At 66.2% G+C, this 14,153-nt stretch carries 15 protein-coding genes; 14 read left to right on the forward strand and 1 reads right to left on the reverse strand.

The genetic code is table 11. The annotated features are described in order from the left end of the window. Positions 1-428 precede the first annotated feature (428 nt). The 14 genes from CNX70_RS02485 (at position 429) to CNX70_RS02545 (ending at position 13,417) form a co-directional block, all read left to right on the forward strand. A complete protein-coding gene (locus CNX70_RS02485; RefSeq protein ID WP_034752975.1) occupies positions 429-611 on the forward strand; it encodes a Flp family type IVb pilin in 183 nt (60 codons plus the stop codon). Between the two features lie 53 nt (positions 612-664). Continuing rightward, the gene (locus CNX70_RS02490) at positions 665-1,198 is read left to right on the forward strand and encodes an A24 family peptidase (RefSeq protein WP_096233212.1); all 534 of its coding nucleotides are present in this window, start codon (positions 665-667) and stop codon (positions 1,196-1,198) included. A gap of 93 nt (positions 1,199-1,291) precedes the next feature. Further along, the gene (locus CNX70_RS02495; RefSeq protein WP_096233214.1) at positions 1,292-2,665 is read left to right on the forward strand and encodes an ATP-binding protein; all 1,374 of its coding nucleotides are present in this window, start codon (positions 1,292-1,294) and stop codon (positions 2,663-2,665) included. Continuing rightward, complete coding sequence (gene cpaB, locus CNX70_RS02500; protein WP_096233216.1) at positions 2,662-3,516, forward strand: Flp pilus assembly protein CpaB; 855 nt, start codon at positions 2,662-2,664, stop codon at positions 3,514-3,516. The genes CNX70_RS02495 and cpaB overlap by 4 nt, the downstream gene beginning before the upstream one ends. Positions 3,517-3,534: 18 nt before the next feature. Then, a complete protein-coding gene (locus CNX70_RS02505; RefSeq protein WP_096233218.1) occupies positions 3,535-4,968 on the forward strand; it encodes a type II and III secretion system protein family protein in 1,434 nt (477 codons plus the stop codon). 16 nt (positions 4,969-4,984) lie between these two features. After that, a complete protein-coding gene (locus tag CNX70_RS27950) occupies positions 4,985-5,287 on the forward strand; it encodes a hypothetical protein (protein WP_157750882.1) in 303 nt (100 codons plus the stop codon). Then, positions 5,277-6,701 carry a pilus assembly protein TadG-related protein gene (locus CNX70_RS02510; protein WP_157750883.1) on the forward strand — a complete coding sequence of 475 codons (1,425 nt, stop codon included), beginning with the start codon at positions 5,277-5,279 and terminating at the stop codon, positions 6,699-6,701. The genes CNX70_RS27950 and CNX70_RS02510 overlap by 11 nt, the downstream gene beginning before the upstream one ends. Next, positions 6,698-7,180, forward strand: a complete 483-nt coding sequence (locus CNX70_RS02515) for a TadE family protein (RefSeq protein ID WP_096233222.1) — start codon at positions 6,698-6,700, stop codon at positions 7,178-7,180. Before CNX70_RS02510 ends, CNX70_RS02515 begins: the two co-directional genes overlap by 4 nt. After that, positions 7,170-7,781, forward strand: a complete 612-nt coding sequence (locus tag CNX70_RS02520; protein ID WP_096233224.1) for a TadE/TadG family type IV pilus assembly protein — start codon at positions 7,170-7,172, stop codon at positions 7,779-7,781. Before CNX70_RS02515 ends, CNX70_RS02520 begins: the two co-directional genes overlap by 11 nt. 56 nt (positions 7,782-7,837) lie before the next feature. Then, on the forward strand, positions 7,838-9,007 hold the full coding sequence (locus tag CNX70_RS02525) for a CpaE/TadZ family protein (RefSeq protein ID WP_071079867.1): 1,170 nt from the start codon (positions 7,838-7,840) through the stop codon (positions 9,005-9,007). Between the two features lie 49 nt (positions 9,008-9,056). Beyond that, complete coding sequence (locus CNX70_RS02530; RefSeq protein WP_096238241.1) at positions 9,057-10,403, forward strand: TadA family conjugal transfer-associated ATPase; 1,347 nt, start codon at positions 9,057-9,059, stop codon at positions 10,401-10,403. 8 nt (positions 10,404-10,411) lie between these two features. Then, positions 10,412-11,389 (forward strand): type II secretion system F family protein, encoded by a 978-nt coding sequence (locus CNX70_RS02535; RefSeq protein WP_096233226.1) that lies wholly within the window; start codon positions 10,412-10,414, stop codon positions 11,387-11,389. 13 nt (positions 11,390-11,402) lie between these two features. Continuing rightward, positions 11,403-12,341 (forward strand): type II secretion system F family protein, encoded by a 939-nt coding sequence (locus CNX70_RS02540; RefSeq protein ID WP_096233228.1) that lies wholly within the window; start codon positions 11,403-11,405, stop codon positions 12,339-12,341. A gap of 11 nt (positions 12,342-12,352) precedes the next feature. Next, on the forward strand, positions 12,353-13,417 hold the full coding sequence (locus tag CNX70_RS02545; RefSeq protein WP_096233230.1) for a LytR C-terminal domain-containing protein: 1,065 nt from the start codon (positions 12,353-12,355) through the stop codon (positions 13,415-13,417). Between the two features lie 17 nt (positions 13,418-13,434). Here CNX70_RS02545 and CNX70_RS02550 read toward each other — a convergent pair whose 3' ends face one another. Beyond that, on the reverse strand, positions 13,435-14,151 hold the full coding sequence (locus CNX70_RS02550; RefSeq protein ID WP_096233232.1) for an EDSAP-1 family PEP-CTERM protein: 717 nt from the start codon (positions 14,149-14,151) through the stop codon (positions 13,435-13,437). Positions 14,152-14,153: the final 2 nt, after the last annotated feature.

A 14,153-nucleotide genomic window follows, 5' to 3' on the forward strand; every position in this document is an offset into this window, starting at 1 on the left:
TGCATCAAGCAATTCGCGTCCGTCTACAAGAAGCCAAGATTTATTTGGTGGCATGACGCTCTTTACCGCAGGGCGAGAGGCCGTTCCAAAGAAGAGCTAAGCAGGATAATGTCTTTTTGCCTAATAGGCAATTAACGTATGCAATATTTCATGTAAATACATGATATTCATGCACTGCGTTGCAAAAAACTTGCCTTGACGAAGACTTTCAATCCTGATCGCAACATTTGTTTGCGTCAGCCGTCATTTCAACAAGGTTTGATAATTTCCATATGGAAACTTGTGGCGCGTCAATTTGCCAAATGATGGACGCTTTATAGTCAATCCAATGGCGCAGAAATTTACGGCAGGAAACATATTAGCAGGAATGGGCAATGTTTCACACCCGATTGCGCCAGGGACTTGTGATTCACTTTTGGGAGCTTGTCATGCATACCTTCCTGTCGGCAGTACAGCAGTTTGTCAAGGATGAGGATGGCATTACGGCAATCGAGTATGGCTTGATTGCGGCCTTGATGGCGACCGCCATCACGGCCGGTTTCTTGCTGATCAAGACCAACTTGCTGGCCGTCCTCACCGACATTTCCTCGAACCTGGTGTTGACGCCCTAAGCGGGTGCCCGCCGCTGGCCGGCCGGTGGCGGGTTTTTTTCAGGAGGTATGCCATGTCTGCAATTGCCTTGTGCGACCTGCTGTTGTTGTGTTTTGTGACGGGGGCCGCCGTCAGTGATTTGATCCGCCGCAAGATACCGAATGGTTTGGTGCTGTCCGGCATGCTCGCCGCGCTGGCTTTACACCTGTGGCTGTGGCCGCAAAGCGTGCCGTCGTTGTGGCTGGGCGGCATGGCGACGGGCTTCTTCCTGTTCCTGCCCTTATACGTGCTGCGCGGCATGGCCGCCGGCGACGTCAAGCTGATCGCCATGGTGGGCGCCTTTGCCGGCCCGTGGCCCGTGCTGCAGATCTGTTTCGCCACCTTTGTGCTGGGCGGCCTGATGGCCGTGCTGATGATCACGTACCAGGGCAAGTGGCGCGCCTGCCTGGGCAATCTGCGCCAGCTGCTGTGGCCGATGATCGCGCGCATGGCCGGCATTCCCCTGGCGCCTGCTGCGCTGGGTAGCGGTGCCAGCGTGGGCAACATGCCGTACGGACTGGCCATTGCCCTGGGTTGCCTGGTGGTGCAAGGGCGACATTATTTCTGATTGTTATTCATTGCTCTGAATCAATGGGCGCCAGTCCCTGCTGGCTAGAATGAATTCTGTTCAATGCAGTCTTAACCGGATTGGAGACACAGGATGACCGAGGTCGACTATTCCATGAGCAGCGAGAGTGCGCCGCGCCCCGCCGACGCGAACCTGATGCCGCCCTTGCCGCCGCAGCCGAAGAGTTTGCGCGAAACGGGCCTGGAGCGGCCGCTGGTGGTTGAACTGATCGCCAAGCTGATGTTTGTGAGCGGCAAGACGCACCTGTCCGCAATGACGACGCGCTTGCGCCTGTCGATCAATGTCTTGCGCGAAGTGCTCGATTTCATGGTGGCCGAGCAGATGGCCGAAGTGGCCTGGCGCGGTGAATCCGAGATCGACGTGCAGTATCAACTGACGGGCGCCGGCAAGCAGCGCGCCAACGCCTTCCTTGAGCGCTGCGCGTATATCGGCGCCGCCCCCGTCACCCTGGAAGCGTACCGCGCCATGGTGGCGCGCCAGTCGTGGCTGGCACAGGAACAGCGCGTCGGCAGCGACGACCTGGCCGCCGTGCTGGGCAGTGCCCATGCGGGGCCGGGCATGCTTGACGTGGTGGGTGCGGCCCTGCATTCGGGGCGCTCGCTGCTGCTGTACGGTCCGCCCGGCAGCGGCAAGTCGACCCTGGCGCTGCAACTGGGCCAATTGCTGCACGGGCTGGTGGCCGTGCCCTACGCCATCGTCGTCGGCCAGGACATCATTCAATTGTACGATCCGGCGCAGCACTTGCCGCCCGCGCCACAGCATGTCAGCCATGCGCGCCAGGCGCTCGAACGGCGCAGCACCGACATCCGCTGGGTGTTGTGCCAGCGTCCCGTGATCCACGTGGGCGCTGAACTCGACGCGGGCATGCTGGAGCTGCGCCATGACGCCAGCGGTGGCTGCTACCAGGCGCCGCCCCATGTGCGGGCGAATAACGGCATGCTGATCATCGACGAACTGGGCCGTCAGCGCCTGGGCGCGCAAGAACTGCTGACGCGGCTGATGCAGCCGCTGGCACGGGGCAGCGACCAGCTGGGCCTGCCCGGCGGCGTGCAGATCAGCGTGCCGTTCGACAATGCCCTGGTGCTGGCCACGAATGTGTCGCCGGGCGAGCTGTTTGACGCCGCCTTGCTGCGCCGCATCGGCTACAAGGTGCAGGTGGGGCCGCTGGCCGAGAGCGCCTATCGCGCCCTGTTTCGCCAGCAATGCCGCCTGGCCGGCATGGCCATCGACGAACTGGCCCTGAACCACCTGCTGCAGCTGCATGGCGCGCAGGGACGGCCCTTGCTGGCCAGCTATCCTGGTGAATTGCTGGCGCGCATAGGCGACTTTGCCGGCTTTGCCGGCTGTGAAGCGCGCCTGACGGTGGCCGCCCTGGAGCAGGCCTGGAGCAGCCTGTTTGCCAGCTGCGACATGCCGGCCGCCAGCCTGTGCGAGCGTATCGCATGAAAAACCGGCGCGCCCTCTTGATGATGGGTCTGGCTGTGGTGCTGGGCCTGCTGGCCGTGTTGCTGGCCTCGCACTGGCTGCTGCGCCAGACGCCGGCCGGCAAGGGCAAGATCGTCGTGGCCGGCAGCGATGTCAACCTGGGCCAGCGCCTGACGCCCGAGATGCTGCGCCTGGCCGAGTGGCCAGCGGAAAGCTTGCCACAGGGCGCGCTGCAAGACCCGGCAAAACTGGCGGGACGGGTGCTGAAAACCAGCGTGCTGCGCGGCGAACCGCTGAGCGAAGCCAAGCTGGCGCCGGCCGGCACCCTGGGCGGCCTGTCAGCCCTGATCACGGAAGGGCGGCGTGCCATCACCGTGCGCGTCAACGACGTGATCGGCGTGGCCGGCTTTGCCTTGCCGGGCAACTATGTCGACATCATCGTGAGTACCCAGCAAGATGCCGGCGAGCGCGCGTTTCCGCAAAGCCGCAACATTTCCAAGATCGTGCTCGAACGCATCCTGGTGCTGGCCGTGGCGCAGGAAGTGGGGCGCGACGAGACCAAGCCGCGCGTGGTCAATGCGGTGACCCTGGAAGTGACGCCGGAACAGGCGGAAAACCTGGACCTGGCGCGCAGCGTGGGCAGCCTTTCGCTGGTGCTGCGCAATCAGGTCGACCCGCAACCGGGCGTGACGGCGGGCGCCACCAAGCTGACCCTGCTGGGTGGACCGCACGAAGCCGAGCCCGCTCCTGCCGCTGCCCCCGTGCTGGCCGTGGCACCGCGCCCGGTGCGCGTGGCGAAGGCGCTGGCGGAGCCGCCGCGCCAGTGCAGCGGCGTCATCGACGGGACGCGCCAGTCGCGCGAATGTTTTTAGCCAACCATGGACACGCTCATGAACCGCGCCCTGCTGACACTGTGCTGCCTGCTGTTGCCGCTTGCCGGTGCGGCGGCCGATCCTGGCCCGCGCTGCGGCGGCGAAGCGGCTACCCCCGGCAACTTGCAGCTGCAGGTGGGCAAGTCGAGCATGCTGCGCCTGCCTGAAGCCGTGCAACAGCGCAGCGTCGGCAATCCGGCTGTGCTGCAAGCCATGCTGGTGGCGCCCGATACCTTATATGTGGTGGGCGTCGACGTGGGCAGCACCAACATGATCATCCAGGGCAAGAGCGGCGTGTGCAGCGTGGTGAACGTCAGCGTCAGCATGGACCCGGCCGGCCTGCAAGCGACCCTGGCGGCCCTGATGCCGGAAGAAAAAGCCATCCGCGTGACAGCCGTGGCCGATACCCTGGTGCTGTCGGGCACGGTGCAGGATGCGGGCGCCGTGCTGCGCGCCGTCGATCTGGCGCACGCGTATGTGCGCCGCGCTACGCACCCGCTGGCGTTGCCCAAGCCCGCCGATGGCGCCGCCTTGCCGGTGGCTGCCACGGCGCCGGCCGGTGGTGCGGGTGGCGCGAACAGCCGCATCATCAATATGCTCGACGTCAGTGCGCCGCAGCAGGTGATGCTGGCCGTGCAGATCGCCGAAGTGTCGAAGTCGCTGCTGGAACGCCTGGAAGTGGGCGCCACCCTGCGCTTCGCGTCCGGCAGCTGGGCCACCACCTTGCTGTCGAATTTCCTCAGCGGCACGGCCAATAGCTTGCTCGACGTGCGCAAGTCGAATGGCCAGCAGCTGACCATCGAGGCGCAGAAACAGGATGGCCTGGTGCGCATCCTGGCCGAGCCGACGGTGATGGCGATCAGCGGGCAGGAAGGCAGTTTTTTGGCCGGCGGCAAGATCTTCATTCCCGTCGGCCAGGACAACAACAAGATCACGCTGGAAGAGCGCGAGTATGGCGTCGGCCTGCGTTTCACGCCCACCGTGCTGTCGGGCGGGCGCATCAATTTGAAGGTGGCGCCGGAAGTGTCGGAACTGTCGCGCGAGGGGGTGGGCATTTCCGCTGCCGGCGTCAGCGGCCGCTCGATCTTGCCCGTCATCACGACGCGGCGCGCTTCGACCACGGTACAGCTGTACGACGGCCAGAGCTACGCCATCGGCGGCTTGATCAAGAACAACCAGGTGAGCAACATCACGGGCGTGCCCTGGCTCAGCGAAGTGCCCATCCTTGGCGCGCTGTTTCGCAGCACGGATTTCCAGCATGACCGCACGGAATTGCTGTTCGTCATTACCGCGCACCTGGTGAAACCCTTGCCGGCGGACGCCGTGCTGCCGACGGCGCAGATGGCGCCCCCTTCACGCACGGACTTGATGTTGGGCGGCAAGATGGAAGGGACGCTGGCGCCGCCGCCCGTGTCGCCACTGCGCGCGGCCAACGGTTTCGAGCTGAAATGAGACGGGGAGAGATGCCATGCCGAACTCGCTTTTGATGTCGCTGCGGCGCCTGGCGGCGCTGCTGCTGGCGCTGCAGCTGGCCGCCTGCACACACGGCAGCACGCCGCAGCTGGACCGGCGCTTCGGCGACGCCGTGCGCCTGGCCATGGCGCAGCAGGTACGCGATCCGGCCAGCGCCGGCAATCGCACCCCGGCCGATGGCCTCGATGGCCCCAGCGCGCACGCCGTCATGCAGCGCTACCGCGCCTCGTTTGCCGAACCGAACGGCCAGGCGCCGCAGCCGGTGCAATTCATGCTGGGAGGCGGCAATGGCAAATAGACGCCAGCGCGGGGCGATGCTGATCGCCTTTTCCATCCTGCTCATCGTGGTGCTGGGCTTTATCGGCCTGGCACTGGACGTGGGGCAGGTCATCGGCCGCAAGACGGAATTGCAGAACCTGGCCGACAACGCGGCGCTGGCGGCAGCGGCGGAACTGGTGGGCACGCCCGAAGGGCTGACAAACGCCGTGACGAAGGCCAAGAGCAGTGCTGCCGACAAGAGCGCATGGCGGCGCCGCATGCAGGGTGCCATCCTGTCGGACGCCAGCATCCGTTTCGCCAGCACGCCCGATGCGCCTGCCACCGAGTGGCATGCGGCGGGCGCCGTGCCCGACGCCACCACGGCGCTGTTCGTACGCGTCGATACGCAGGCCAATGACCCATCGCTGGGGCAGGTGGCGACGGCGTTCCTGGGCGCCTGGTCGCCGGCGCTGCGTACGCTCGATACGGGCGCGCGCGCGGTGGCCTGGCGGTCCAGCTTGCACCTGACGCCGCTGGCTGTCTGCGCGCTGTCGGCCAGCGCGGCCAGCCCGCGTACGAATGCGGCGCTGCTGCCGGCCGTCGAGTTGCTGGAATATGGCTTTCGCCGCGGCGTGGCGTATAACCTGTTGAAGCTCAATCCGCATGGCCCGGCAGCCGAACATTTCGTGCTCAATCCGCTTGGACAGCCCGGCATACTGGGATCGTCGTTGCAGATCAGCGAGTCGAGCGTGCTGCCGTTTGTCTGCAGCGGCACGGTGCTGTACCCGCGCGTCGGCAGCGCCCAGGTGCACGTGCACCGGCCCTTTCCTGCTGCGCTGTGGCCGGCCTTCAACGCGCGCTTCAATCAGTACGCGGGCAGCGGCTGCCACCCTGTCACGGCGCCGCCCGACACGAATATCCGCGCCTTCCCGAATACGGCAGCGAGCTGGTGGATGATGAATGCGCCTGACGCGCCCAGCGCGCTCAGCACGGGCAATCCGCTGCTGTCCGTGGCGGACCTGGACTCACCTCCGATCCCGCCCGCGCTTGGCAGCTACGGCCCGCTGTGGTCGTTCTCCAGGGCGGCGAAGTACAGCGCCACGAAGCCCGCCGGCGGCTACCCGCCATTTGCCCCCGGCGACTGGGCCAAGCTGTATCCGGCGACGCCGGCGCCGCCGGTAGCGAAGTCCGGTTATCCGATCAGCGGCACGCCTTACCTGACGCTGGGATTCCAGACGGCGCCGACCGGCAACATGGGCGTGGCGCAGCGGCGCGCGCTCAATATCGCCTTGCTGGCGTGCCCCGTGCCAGCTGGCAGCGACGTGCTGGCGCAGGTGCTGGGCATCGGCCGTTTTTACATGACGGCGCCGGCCAGCAATGGCGTGCTGAGCGCCGAATTTGCCGGCACGGTGCCCGAAGGCGCGCTGGCCGGCCCGGCGGAGCTGCTGCAATGAAGCCGCCTTGCCGCGCATCAATCCGGCAGGATGGCCTGGCGGCCATCGAGCTGGCGCTGATCATGCTGTTCTTCATGGCTCTGCTGCCCGTCGTGCTGCTGTTTGGCCGCGCGTTCTTCGCCTATACCGCCTTGCAGAAAGGCGCACATGACGCGGCGCGCTACCTGGCTACCTTGCCGTTACCGCAGATGGCCAACGGCGATGCTATCGTGCAGCACAGCGCTTTTGCCCGGCAGCTGGTGCTCGATGCGATGGCGGAAACGGCGCCGCAGCTGCAAGCGCTCAGCGTCAGCCTCGATTGCATCTATGCCGACGATTTCTATAACTGCGGCAACTACCCGACGGCGCCGCTGCAGGTGCGTATCAAGGTGTCCGTGGACATGCCCGTCGATATCCTGCCCCAGCTGACGCGTGCATGGCTGCCGCAGATGGCGCCGATTCCGCTGCGTGCGAATGCGACATTGCGCTATGTCAACTAATCTGCATATCCGGCGGCGGCGGCGCCAGGGCGGCGTCTTCGCCGTCGAATTCGCCATGCTGGCGCTGCTGTTCTTTTTGTTTGTCTTTGCCATGATCGAAGTGGCGCGCGCCGTGTATGTCTGGAATATGGTGCACGAGATCACGCGCCGCGCCGCGCGCGCCGCCGCCGTGACCGATTTCAGCAACGCTGCCGCGCTGCAGGCCTTGCGGGAACACGCCGTGCTGCGCACCGGCCCCGGCGCCTTGCCCTTGGGCGGCGGTATCAGCGATGCGTATGTGCGCATCGACTATCTGTCGGAGAGCAGCGGCGGCGCCGCGCTGGCGGCAGTGCCGGTGACGGTGATGCCAGGCTGTCCGCAACGCAACCGCATCAATTGCCAGGACGATCCGCATGGCGCCAGCTGTATCCGCTTCGTGCGCGCGCGCCTGTGCGTGCCGGGCGATGGCGCGCGCTGCGAGCGCGTGCCATACCGGCCCGTCCTACCCCTGCTGGGGATGATGTTTCCCTCCGGCGCAGGAGCCGTGCGTTTGCCCAGCGGTAGCACCATGGCGGTGGCCGAGTCGCTGGGCTATCCGGACAACCCGAATTTCTGTCCCTGAATGCCGCCGGACGGTGGCAGCCGACTGTGTTGACCTGAAAGAAGCGAGGAAGTGCGATGAAAGCCTTGATGATTAGCCGCGACGCCAGCTTGCATGAAGAAATCGCCGCGCAAGGCGCGGCCCGCATGCCCGTGCTGCGTCTGCTGGAGCGGCGCAGCGGCCTGCGCGATGCCGTCGAGCGCATGCTGCCCGAAGCGCCCGAGCTGGTGATCGTCGACGCCAGCGGCATCGACGCCGAAGAGGCGGACTTGCTGGAGCGGCTGGCGCGCCAGTATCCGCTGGCCGTGCTGATGCTGCTCACGCGCGGCCAGCAGCAGGATGTGCTGATCCGCGCCATGCGCGCCGGCATGCGCGAGGTGCTGCAACTGCCGCTGGTGCACAAGGCCTTTCACGAGGCGATGGACCGGGTCGACATCCAGGCCGGCGTGACGCAGATGCGCGACGGCAAGGTGCTGGCCTTTATTTCGTGCAAGGGCGGCAGCGGCGCCACCTTCCTGTCGACGAACTTTTCCTACGCGCTGGCCAGCCTGGCCGGCTGCAAGGTGCTGCTGATTGATCTGCACGGCCAGTTCGGCGACGCCACTTTGTACGTGTCGGACCAGAAGCCGGCCATGACGCTGTCCGATATCTGCGCGCAGATCGCGCGCATGGATGGCGCCTTTCTCGCCTCGTGCCTGGTGCACGTGACGCCGAACTTCGGCGTGCTGGCGGCGGCCGATGATCCCGCGCACAAGGTCGACATGCAGCCCGAGCACATGGACCGCATCCTGGCCGTGGCGCGCCAGCACTACGACTACATCGTGCTCGACGTGGGGCGCCAGATCGATGCGCTGTCGCTGCGCGCGCTCGACAACGCCGACGCCATCTATCCGGTGCTGCAGCTGGCCCTGCCCGACATCCGCGACGGGCGCCGTCTGCTCGACATCTTCCGCTCGCTCGGCTATCCGGGCGAGCGCCTGCGCCTGATCGTCAACCGCTATGAAAAGGGCGGGCGCCTGCGCCTGGCGGACCTGGAGCAGGCGCTGGGCGCCGAAGTGGTGCACACGGTGCCCAACGATTACATCGCCGCCACGGACTCCGTCAACCAGGGCATCCCGCTGCTGCAGCTGTCGCGCACCAGCGCCGTGGCGCGCAGCCTGGCCGAGCTGGTGGAGCTGGTGACGGCGCGCCGCGTGACGGAAAGCCGCGGCCTGTTCGACCGCCTGTTCAGCCGCAGCGAGGCCTAGGACCGGAGAGATGTCAAGGCTCCCGCCGGGGGCCATCATGGGAGCCGAGATGACTTTACGCGAACGCCTGGCGGCAAATGAAACGGTGCGCCCCGCCAGCAATGGACAGGGCGCGCTGGCGCTGCACGCCTACCAGGAACTGAAAAAGACCATGCACCAGACGATACTCGACCGTATCGACCTGGAGCGCCTGAAACGCCTGACGGCGGAGCAGTTCAAGCACGAACTGGCGCTGCTGGTGCAGCGCGTCATCGAGGAAGAGCGCATCGTGCTGAACCAGCATGAGCGGCATAGCCTGGTGCTCGACATTCAGCACGAGATGCTGGGCTTTGGCCCGCTCGAGCCCTTGCTGGCCGACGCCAGCGTGTCCGACATCCTCGTCAATACCTGCGACAAGGTGTATGTCGAGCGGGGCGGGCGGCTGCAGCTGACGGACGTGACGTTCCACGACAATGCACACCTGATGAAGATCATCGAAAAGATCGTCTCGCGCGTGGGACGGCGCGTCGATGAATCGAGCCCGATGGTCGATGCGCGCCTGCCCGACGGTTCGCGCGTGAATGCCATCATCCCGCCGCTGGCCGTCGATGGCCCGATATTGTCGATCCGGCGCTTTGCCGTGCAGCCCCTGACCATAGCCAACCTGCTCGACTACAAGAGCCTGACGCCGCCCATGGTGCAGGTGCTGCAGGCGCTGGGCCAGGCCAAGGTCAACATCCTGATCTCGGGCGGCACCGGCAGCGGCAAGACGACCTTGCTCAACGTGCTGTCCGGCTTCATTCCCGGCAGCGAGCGCATCGTCACCATCGAGGATGCGGCCGAACTGGCACTGCGCCAGCCGCACGTGGTGCGCCTGGAAACGCGTCCGCCGAATATCGAGGGCAAGGGCGAAGTGAGCCAGCGCGCGCTGGTGCGCAATGCACTGCGCATGCGCCCCGACCGCATCATCCTGGGCGAGGTGCGCGGCGCCGAGGCGCTCGACATGCTGCAGGCGATGAACACGGGCCATGAGGGTTCGCTGGCGACCATTCACTCGAACACGGCGCGCGATGCGCTGGCGCGGCTGGAAAACATGGTCGGCATGGCCAGCGTGAACCTGACGCCGCGCGCCACGCGCCAGCAGATCTGTTCGGCCGTGACGGTGGTCATGCAAGTGTCGCGCCTGACGGACGGTGCGCGCAAGCTGGTCAGCTTGCAGGAGGTGACGGGCATGGAAGGCGACATCATCGCCATGCATGAAATCTTCCGCTTCGAGCAGACGGGCGTGGATGCCGAGGGCAAGGTGCAGGGCCACTTCTGCGCGACGGGCGTGCGGCCCCGCTTCACGGAGCGCCTGCGCATGTTCGGCGCACCCGTGCCAGACAGCGTGTTCGACCCGGATCGCATCTACGAATAGGAGGCAGCATGGACCTGGTGTTCTACGGCTTTGCCGTACTGCTGTTTGCCGCCTGCATCCTGATGGTGGAAGGCGCCTGGCTGTGGTGGTCGGGCACGCATGGCAGCGCGGCGCGGCGCATCAACCGGCGCTTGCGGCTGATGGCGGCGCGCGGCGAGGCCGGTGGGGAGCGGATCTCCATCCTCAAGCAGCGCCGCTATGCGCGTGCGCCCGGCCTGGAGCGCCTGCTGCGTCGCGCACCGCAGGCGGCGCAGCTCGACCACCTGCTGCTGCAATCGGGCTTGTCCTGGTCGGTGGCGCAATTCATCGGCGTCACGGGTGCCCTGTTGCTGGCGGCCTTGCTGCTACTGGCGGCCTGGCCCATGCCTTTTCCCGGCGCCTTGCTGCTGCTGGCCAGCGCCGTGAGCGGACCGTGCCTGTTGGTGCTGCGCGCGCGTGCGGCGCGGCTGAAAAAGATCGAGGCGCAATTGCCGGAAGCGGCTGATTTCCTGGCCCGCGCGCTGCGCGCCGGGCACTCGTTTTCGAATGTGCTGCAAATGGTGGGCGATGAATTGAGCGAGCCGATCAGCGGCGAATTCAAGATGGCGCATGAAGAAATCAATTACGGCGTGCCGATGAACGAGGCGCTGCAAAACCTGGCCGCGCGCATTCCGCTGACGGACTTGCGCTACCTCGTCATCGCCGTGCTGGTGCAGCGCGAATCGGGGGGGAATCTGGCCGAAGTGCTGGTCAGCATCGCGCGCATCATCCGCGCCCGTTTGAAACTGCTGGGGCAGGTGCGCGTGCTGTCGGCCGAGGGGCGCATGTCGGCCTGGGTGCTGGGACTGATGCCGGTGGTGATGATCGGCGTCATGGCGCTGGTCAACCCACAATACATCCGCCTGCTGTGGACCGATCCCAGCGGCATCAAGTTGCTGTGGTACGCGGCCGGCATGGTGGCGCTGGGCGTGGTCTGGATGCGCAATGTGATCCGTATCCGCATATAAAACAGGGGGTGGCATGAGCGCTTCGCAACTGCTGTTTCTCGTGATTGTCTTCGTCGTGGTGGTGGCGCTGGCCCTGCTGGCGTGGCTGATCTTCTTTCCCGGCGCCTTGCGCCAGCGCCTGTTCGGCGCCACGGCGCCAGCGGCCAGCGATGCGGTGGCCGGCTCTGGCTGGGTGGAGCGCGTGGCGCGCGTGGCGCAGCCGTTCAGCAAGCTGTCGCTGCCGGAAGAGGGCTGGGAGCGCTCGCCGCTGCGCACGCGCTTCATGAATGCGGGCTGGCGGCAAGCAAGCGCGCCCGCCCTGTACTTTGCGGCGAAAACCTTGCTGGCCCTGCTGTTTCCCACCGTGCTGGGGCTGTACGCGGCCAGCGCCATGGCGGCGCAGCTGCGCAGCGTGCTGCTGTTGCTGCTGTGCGTCAGCGCCACCATCGGCTATTACTTGCCGAACCTGGTACTGGCCAGCACGGCCAAGCGGCGCCAGCGCGACATCTTTGAAAATATCCCCGATGCGCTCGACTTGCTGACCGTGTGCGTGGAAGCGGGCCTGAGCCTGGAGCGCGCGCTGGTGAAGGTGTCAGGCGAAATCCACATCAAAAGCATGGTGCTGGCGCAGGAATTGCAACTGGTACTGATGGAAATGCGCGCCGGCTTTTCCAAGGAAAAGGCGCTGCGCAACCTGGCCCTGCGCAGCGGCGTGGAAGATGTCGACACCCTCGTCGCCATGCTGATCCAATCGGAACGCTTCGGCACCAGCATGGGCGATTCACTGCGCGTGCATTCGGAAAACCTGCGCGGCAAGCGCAGCCTGCTGGCCGAGGAGGCGGCGGCGAAGATCGCCCTGAAACTGCTGTTCCCGCTGATATTTTGCGTCTTTCCCACCCTCATGCTGGTGCTCATGGGGCCGGCCGTGATCGAAGTCTATCGCGTGCTTGTGCCGGCCATGGCCAGCCGCTGAAAGGAGTCACCATGCGCTTGACGCTCTCCCGCCTGGCCGCCGCCTGTGCCTGCCTTGGCCTGGCCGCCTGTACCACGCAACTGGCCCATGCACCGGTGCCGGCGTGGCCTGACGCCGATGCCGCCTATGTAGCGGGGCGCCAGCATTTCGAGCGGGGCGACTTGCCCGCCGCGCAAGCGGCCTATGAGCAAGCGCTGCGCCTTGCGCCACGCCACGTGAATGCGCGCAACGGTCTGGCCGTGCTGCATGCGCAGCGGGGCGAACACGCCACCGCCATTGCCCAGTGGCAGGTGCTGACGCAGGAAGCGGGTATGGCGCGGCCGCAGCAGGCCTATCTGTTCAGCAATCTCGGCCATGCCTATTCTCTGAGCGGACGCGATGCGCAAGCGTTGCCCGCGCTGGAACAGGCGTGTTTGCTCGATCCGCTCAATGCGCTGGCTTGGCAGCACCTGGCGCAGGTGCTCGAACGGCTGGGGCAACACGAGCGTGCCGCCCTCATGCAGCGCCAGGCGGCCAGCTTGCGGGAACACGACCTACGGCGCGACATGGCGGTCTTGCGCGGCGCGGCGGCGCCGAAGGTTGTGCCTGTACCCGCGCCGCTGCCGGAGGCGCCCGCCATGGCGCGCGTGGAGATCACGCAGAGCGATGGCATGGCCCAGCTGCAGCGCGTGCCGGCGGCGGTGCGCAGCGTACCCTCCGCAGTGCCCGAGCGGCCCACGCCGGCGGTGCCCGCGCCGCAGCCGCGCCTGGAAATTGTGAATGGCAACGGCGTGCCGGGCATGGCCGCCGCGCTGGCGCGCAGCCTGGCTGGCGCTCCTGTGCAGGTGGTGCGCCTGGCCAATGAAACCAGCTTCCAGGTGGCGCGCACGCGCGTCGAATACCGGCCCGCGCAAGAGCAGGCGGCGCGCCAGCTGGCCCGCCAGCTTGGACCGCAGGTGCAGACCCAGGCCGCCGACTGCCCGGCCAGCGAGCTGCGCCTGGTACTCGGGCGCGACCTGAGTGACCCCGCCATGCTGCATCGCTACTATCTGCAGCAGTTGCAACTGGCGCGACAGGCACTGGCACGGCTGGGGTAAAACGCCTCTGCCGGTATCTATTGCGGCTGGCGGCGGCGCGTGAACGCCAGGGCGGCCAGCCCCAGGCCCAGCAGGAACAGGCTGCCCGGTTCCGGCACGGCCAGGGGATCGATGACGACGATGTCGGTGCGCGTGGACTTGGCAAAGTTCAAGGTATAGCTGCCGGCGGGCAGGGCGAAACTCGAGGTCAGGGAAAACAGCGCAAAGCCATTCGTGAAGGCGCGCCCGGTAGCGGGGTCATTCGTGCCGGCCGTCAAGTTCAGGCTGAACGGGTCGAGGCTGCCGGCGCCATGGTTGCCGTTGATATCGCTGCCATTGTTCGGGTTGCCGTCGGGGGCGAACTGGAAGATCACGCCATCGGCATTCGCGTTCGACAGGCAGCCGACGGGGCTGGCGCTGTTGCAGGAGATATTGAAGATATCCATGATCGACACGTTCGACTTGTCGCCCATGGTCGTCACGCTGGTGCGCAAGTCGCGCCGTCCCATGAAGCTGAAGGTGATGAAGCCGGCGCTCGACAGGGTCAGGTTGACGGAGCCGGTGAGCGTGTCGCCGGCCATGGCCGTGGCGGCGCCAACCGTGTTGCGCTGTGCTTCCGCCACGGCTTGCACGCTGGCGCCGCCATTGAGCATATTGCCGAAGGCGTGCGCATCGCCGCGCGCAAATTCCAGGGTGGAACTGGGGCTGGGTGCGTAGTGGTTTTGCGGCAAGCCGCTGCAGCCGCCCCCGAACACAC

Source organism: Janthinobacterium svalbardense (assembly GCF_002327145.1).
GTDB classification, from domain to species: Bacteria; Pseudomonadota; Gammaproteobacteria; order Burkholderiales; family Burkholderiaceae_D; genus Janthinobacterium; species Janthinobacterium tructae.